This window comes from Endozoicomonas arenosclerae (genome assembly GCF_001562015.1).
Lineage (GTDB): Bacteria > Pseudomonadota > Gammaproteobacteria > Pseudomonadales > Endozoicomonadaceae > Endozoicomonas_A > Endozoicomonas_A arenosclerae.
Genome location: NZ_LASA01000213.1, coordinates 1 through 6,952, shown reverse-complemented (window position 1 = coordinate 6,952; position 6,952 = coordinate 1). Strand labels below are relative to the sequence as shown.

At 47.9% G+C, this 6,952-nt stretch carries 3 protein-coding genes and 2 pseudogenes; 4 read left to right on the top strand and 1 reads right to left on the bottom strand.

The window, feature by feature from the left end:
• The 4 genes and pseudogenes from WG89_RS27570 to cysS form a co-directional block, all read left to right on the top strand.
• Positions 1-217 (top strand): annotated as a pseudogene (locus tag WG89_RS27570) (IS1595 family transposase); the annotation flags it as partial.
• Positions 210-1,802, top strand: coding sequence for a protein kinase family protein (locus WG89_RS27565; protein ID WP_062270866.1), 1,593 nt, complete (start codon positions 210-212; stop codon positions 1,800-1,802). The pseudogene WG89_RS27570 and the gene WG89_RS27565, both read left to right, overlap by 8 nt.
• A gap of 174 nt (positions 1,803-1,976) precedes the next feature.
• A complete protein-coding gene (locus WG89_RS27560; protein ID WP_062270864.1) occupies positions 1,977-3,671 on the top strand; it encodes a glutamine--tRNA ligase/YqeY domain fusion protein in 1,695 nt (564 codons plus the stop codon).
• A 119-nt stretch (positions 3,672-3,790) separates the two neighbouring features.
• Complete coding sequence (cysS, locus tag WG89_RS27555) at positions 3,791-5,233, top strand: cysteine--tRNA ligase (RefSeq protein ID WP_216638575.1); 1,443 nt, start codon at positions 3,791-3,793, stop codon at positions 5,231-5,233.
• Positions 5,234-6,735: 1,502 nt separating this feature from the next.
• Here cysS and WG89_RS31805 read toward each other — a convergent pair.
• Positions 6,736-6,952 (bottom strand): annotated as a pseudogene (locus WG89_RS31805) (IS1595 family transposase); the annotation flags it as partial.

Genomic DNA, 6,952 nt, shown 5'->3' with positions numbered 1-6,952 from the left:
TGAATATGCACGAGATGAGGACGGCGACGGTTTTCATGAGATTCATGTGAATACAATGGAGGGGTTCTGGTCGCTGTTGCGTTCCTGGTTGCGTCCTCATCGGGGTATATCACAAGAGAAGTTACCGCTGTATTTGGGTTTCTTCGAGTGCCTGCACAATATCAAGAAGCGCGGGAAAGCAGCTCTAACCGGTCTTCTGGGAGTGTTGTTTGGATAACTCCCCGGAATCCATTAAGAGCCTTAACTTTTATAGTGCCAACATGGATGTGGTTATGAGTATAGGGCTGGATAAAGCGGCGGCTTTAGTGTCGGATGATGAGAACCTGAAGTTTCCTGTACAGGAAACGGATCAGGCTTTTCGTCCTGAGCAGGAGTCCGTGAAGCCCGGTGATAGCAAGGAAAAGAGCCTTCTTTATTGTTCTCGATACAGTATTCGTCGAGTGTCCACCCCCACAACGCCTTACATATCCGCTACCAGCGAAGACCTTTCATGGAGCACGGAAGGCGACTCGATGTCTTCTCAGCCCAGCCTGAATGTAGCCGAATGTGAAGCCCTCCTTTATCTCAGCCCGGCCCATTCTTCTGACAACCCTGACTATTCCTTTGTCGCAGGCCTTGAAAAGCAATTAATGTCTGCAGAGGCGTTCCGTCGTTCGAGGACCAGCAGTCTGGGCTCGAACCCCTTCACCTTTGGCAGTACTGAAAGTAAGGGAGACGAGTTGGTTTTTGAGGAACCGCCCAGACCGGTATTGATTCGCAGGACGCTTCAGGAATATCTGGTTCAAACCGGTGATACCTGTAAATTAAAGACGCGTTATATAGCCACCCTGCCTGACAGTATTTTCAATGGCACTTTTATTACATTCGGCCATCACAACGTAGAGGGTGTTCCTGAGTATGTAGATCGGCACCGGCTTATTCACGACCCTGCCAACTTTAAGGCCGCCCGGGATATGTTTCTTAGTGAGTTGGAAGCGATGTCCCGACTGAATCACCCCAATATTGTCCCATTGATCGGTGGTCACTCCTATGAAGCTTATGACGGGTTGCATCTGGTGCTCAGGCAAGGTTATGCCGGTCACCCGGTGAAACAGTTTTATTGCCCGGATGTTGGAGAAGAGCGGGGAAGCAAAATCAGAACCCGGCAGCTCATGACCCAGTTGTTGGGGTTCTGGCAGGCAATGGCCCACATGAAAAAACAAAAGGTGCTGCATCGGGATATCTGTCCTGACAATCTCATGATGCTTGATGGCAAGCTGGTACTGATAGATTTTGATCAGGCAACCGATTGTCGTATTGGTTTTCCCAGAGATTTCAGTGGTCGTCAGTTTTATGCTGCTCCCGAAACCCAGCAGTTGAAAACCCAGGATTACACGGCTGATGTTTTCTCGGCTGCCGTTACTTGCCTGAAACTTCTGGAGTGGCAGGGGTACATTGACCCTGATTCAATGAAAAGGATTGCCGTAGAGAAAAGGGAGAAGGTTGGAAAAAAAATAGTGAAGACTTATTTAAATGGCATCAGCCCTGTTCTGAAAGATCCCGTGCCGGTGGAAGTCGAGCAGCTTTTTGAAGTTTTGGTACAGTGTGTTGATATCAACCCTGTCATGAGACCCTCGGCAGAAAGTATGGTTGCAGAGATGAAGCAATTCATCGATATGACTATCAACGATTCGTCTGATACGACCTCCGGTGAGGATGACGATGACCATGAAATGGGTATGACTATAACCGATACGCCTGATGTCTCCTTAGGTGAAGATGATAATGACGAGGATTCCCTTGCTGAGGGCAAGGCTAGATAAATTTCAGCTGAGACCTTGTCTAAACTGTACCCATTGTCGTGAAAATGTTAGTCTCAGCCGTTTACTAAAGTGGCATATTCCCTCTTGCATCCGGATCAGTGAGAACCCGATGGTTCTAATGGTACCAGGCTGCTAGATTAGAGGGTGCTTTCCTCCCCCAAGACGCTGGTTGCAATGAGCACAACAGACACTTCATCCAACAAATCATCAAAATCCGCCAACTTTCTGGAGCAGATCATTGAAAAGGATCTGGCTGAAGGTGTGGTTCAGTCGGTTCAAACCCGTTTTCCCCCGGAGCCTAACGGGTTTCTGCACATTGGTCACGCTACCTCGATCTGTTTGAATTTCGGGCTGGCTGAAACCTTTAATGGTCAATGTAACCTGAGGTTTGATGACACCAATCCCGAGAAAGAGGAGCAGGTGTATGTGGATGCTATTCAGGAAGATGTTCGCTGGCTGGGTTTTCAGTGGAGCGGAGAGGTTCGTTACGCGTCCAGCTATTTTGATCAGTTCTACGAGTGGGCGCTTTACCTGATCAGGGAAGGCAAGGCCTATGTGGATCATCAGGACGCTGAGTCCATGGCTAAAAACCGTGGTGACTTCAAAACACCTGGTGTTGAAACCGAATGCCGCAAGCGTTCTGTTGAGGAAAACCTGGCCGAGTTTGAAAAGATGCGTGCCGGTGAGTACGAAGAAGGTCAGTGCAGCCTGAGAGCCAAGATTGACTTGCAGAACTCGAATATGAACATGCGTGATCCGATTCTTTATCGAATCCGTAAAGTGCCTCATCACCAGACCGGTGATAAATGGTGCATCTACCCAAGCTATGACTTTGCTCACGGTCAGGAAGATGCCATTGAAGGGGTAACCCACTCCATCTGTACTCTGGAGTTCCAGGATCATCGTCCACTGTATGAATGGTTCATTGAGAATCTGCCCGTGCCGTCCAGACCCAGACAGTACGAGTTTGCCAGAACCAACCTGAACTACACCGTCACCAGTAAGCGCAAGCTGAAAAAGCTGGTGGACGAAAGCATTGTGGAAGGTTGGGACGATCCACGTATGCCCACTGTGTCGGGTATGCGACGTCGTGGCTATACACCGGCATCCATTCGCAAGTTTTCTGATATGGTGGGTATCAGCCGTTCTGATGGTATTGCAGATGTTTCCATGTTGGAGCATGCCATCCGTGACGACCTGAACAATAACGCCGCCCGTGCTATGGCAGTGATGAACCCTCTTAAGGTGGTGATCACCAACCTGCCGGAAGGTGAAGTTCAGGAAATGACAGCGCCAGCGCATCCAAACAAACCAGAGCTGGGTGAACGTAAACTGCCGTTCACAAAAGAACTGTATATTGATCGCTCCGATTTCACTGAAGACACCACGCTGTCACGCAAGAAGTTCAAGCGTCTGGTGTCTGGCGAATACGTTCGTCTTCGCAGTGCTTATGTGATCAAATCCGAGGAAGTGATTAAAGACGAGCAGGGCGAGATTGTTGAGATTCACTGCAGCTATGTACCGGGCACTGTGGGTGAAAATCCGCCGGAAGGTGTTAAGCCTCGTGGCGTCATCCACTGGGTGTCAGCCACTCATGGCAAGCAGGCAGAAATTCGCAAGTATGACCGCCTGTTCAATCATCCTGCGCCTGGCAAGGGTGATGAAGACTTTATGGCTCACATCAATCCGGCTTCTCTGGAAGTGATCACTGGTTGGGTTGAACCTTCGCTGGTAGCGGCAGAGCCTGAGCAGGGCTTCCAGTTTGAGCGCGAAGGTTACTTTGTGGCTGATCGTCGTGAGCATTGTGCCGATAAACCTGTGTTCAATATGACCATTGGCCTGAAAGATACCTGGGCCAACAAGGTCTAACGACTGCTCTTGAACCGTGTTTACGGCAAAAAGTGATAGGAATACCGTCTCCCTTGCAGGCATTTGAATGCAAGGGAGAACAGAGAGCCTGAACATCAGGCTACAGGACAAAGAACGTGTTGCAGATATACAACTCTCTGACCCGAACGAAAGAAGCGTTTAAACCGCTGGATGAAAATCATGTGCGGATGTACGTCTGTGGTATGACGGTTTATGACCTGTGCCATATTGGTCATGCCAGAACGGTGACAGCGTTTGACGTGGTTTCCCGTTATCTGAGAGCCAAGGGCTACAACCTGACTTACGTTCGTAATGTCACGGATATCGATGACAAGATCATTCGTCGTTCCATTGAAAATGGTGAAACCATTGATGTACTGACGGATCGAATGATTGCCGCCATGCGTGAAGACTTTAAACGTCTTGGCAACCTTGAGCCTGATCAGGAGCCCCGTGCTACCGAGCACGTTGAAGGCATGATCGAAATGATCAGTGACCTGATTGAAAAAGGGTTTGCCTACGCGCCAGGTAACGGTGACGTTTATTTCCGGGTTCGCAAGTTTGACGGCTACGGCAAACTGTCTGGAAAGGTTCTGGAAGAACTGGAAGCCGGTGCCCGTATCGAGGTTGATGAGCAAAAAGAAGATCCAATGGACTTTGTGCTCTGGAAAGGCGCTAAAGAAGGTGAGCCCAGCTGGGTATCTCCCTGGGGTAATGGTCGTCCAGGCTGGCACATTGAGTGCTCGGTGATGGGTAAATGCTGCCTGGGTGAAACCTTCGATATTCATGGTGGTGGATCGGACCTCAAGTTCCCTCACCATGAAAACGAAATTGCTCAGTCAGAAGCGGCAAATGGCCAGACTTTCGTCAATACCTGGATGCACTCCGGCGCTATTCGTATTGATAATGTGAAGATGTCCAAGAGCCTGGGTAACTTCTTTACCATTCGTGAAGTGCTGGACAAGTACGATGACGAAGTTGTTCGCTATTTCTTGATATCTAGTCATTATCGCAGTCCTGTGAACTACTCAGATCAAGAATTAGAAATGGCTAAAACTAGGCTGGAGCGATTTTATCTAGCGTTAGATAAAGTGAACTCTCCTTTAGAAGAGACTTGGTCACGTGTGCTTGTTCAGAACCCTAAATGGCTACTGACTGAAGAAGAAGTAGCTGAGCTTGCTAAGGGTTTCGAGAAGAAGTTCTATTCCGCTATGGATGATGACTTTAATACTCCTCAAGCTTTTTCCGTATTAGCGGGTCTTGAGTCAGAAATAAATCGTAGTCTTGGTAACAAGTATGATCTGAGAAAGGCAAAGTTTTTGGCTGAGAAGCTTGTTGAGTTGGGAGGGGTTCTTGGTCTTTTCCAAAGATCACCTTCTGAGTTTTTGAAGTCTGGCGCTGATGTAGATGAAGCCTGGATTGAAGAAATGATCCAGAAGCGTAAAGATGCCAAGAAAGCCCGTGACTTTGCAGAATCCGACCGGATCCGTGATGAACTGGCTGCCCAGGGTATTATCCTTCAGGACAGCCGCGAAGGAACAACCTGGCGTATTGAACGCTAACCGGTTAACAGGGCCTGATATCTTCAGGCCCTGTCACTCTCCAAGAACTCTCACTCCTGCAGTCTCAAATCAGCACTATTTCCTCCCTCTGACAGCCCGAACTCAGCAATACCACAAAGTACGTAATTACCCCTATTCAGCGCTTAAAAAGACTGGCAGAATAAGCCCCAAAACCATTGCCAGCAGGATGCTGCAACGAGTTCAGGGATGTTACTCCACTGTCGTCTATATAACAGTCAATCTCGGGGCGGTAGCGTGTCTGAATATTTATACACTGTGATTTCGAAGCCTCATCACGCATAGTTCTACCTAGCACTAAGTCCCATGCCGTTCGCACTGAGCCCCATACCGTTCGCACTGAGCCTGTCGAAGTGCATTTCCAGCATCCTTCGCAAGTTCATGATGAACCGAGTATGTATGAGCTTGGTCGCACTAGCACGAAAATTACGTAAAAAGCGTTCGTATAAGCAAACTTTCCTTTGATCTGTAACTCACTGAAATTGATAAGTTTCTAAGGCATTTTTATCACACCTGCTGCTTAAGCGGAATTTAAAGAAATGATGAAATGTGAACGGGTTGTTAAGTGTCCATCAAGAGGTGAGTTCTCTGGAGCCCTTGAGGCTCTACGTACTGGAGAAGTTCGTCTTTCGCAATCTACAACTACTTATACGGCTTTATTCCGTATAAACCACTGTTATGCGCTTTCATCGACTTCTGAATTTTTGTCGTATAGTTCAAAGCTGTTGATGGGTTTGGTTTTCTGGTCTTTCCCACGCTGGCGAAATAGTCAGGTGCCTTTTATCGCTTGCTCTGTGCAATGCCAGCAGAGAATTCAGTTCTCTTGCACGCTGCCAAGATAGCATGTTCCACAGGTGGGCCGTGCCTCGCCTGTCCAAAGTTCAGATGAATTTTGCAGGTTCATCTTCGCAGGCGTTTGTAGTTCGGTGCTTTTTCCACGTGCAATGGCAGCATAAAGTGTGGTGCGCCTCGTTGGCGTTAGTTCGTGCCTGCTGGCAAAAGAGCTGGTTAGGTTTTGTGCAACGCCAGCATAGAGTTTTTTGGTTTTGGTGGCATTGGCCTGTTAGGAGTCAATCTCAGCTCAACTCCGGAATAGCTTCAAAGACAGTGGCCAACAAAAATCAATCATTACAAAACACACGCGCATAACAAATGGTTCCAAGGGACGCCGCCGTCGGCGGCGCCCCTGAACCAGGCGTTATGCGTCAATATCAAACCTCGAGAAAGTCATTTGACTGATATTTTAAAAATCGATACCCAGCCAGTAATCTATTTTTCAGAGAAGGATGAAAAATACTTCTTTGAGTGGGCTATGGAGATAGATGCCATTCTCAGTATTAATATGGGGTATCTTCACATTGATCCTGTAAAATTAACAAGTAATGATATTCACGAAATTTCAGCCCTTCTTGAGCGATATTCATTGATTTCAAGCAAGTGGGAAGATTTGATAATAAACAAGGCTCTTAATGGATTCCGGGGAGTTATCCAAACAACACTCCCAGAAGACCGGTTAGAGCTGCTTTCCCGCGCTTCTTGATATTGTGCAGGCACTCGAAGAAACCCAAATACAGCGGTAACTTCTCTTGTGATATACCCCGATGAGGACGCAACCAGGAACGCAACAGCGACCAGAACCCCTCCATTGTATTCACATGAATCTCATGAAAACCGTCGCCGTCCTCATCTCGTGCATATTCA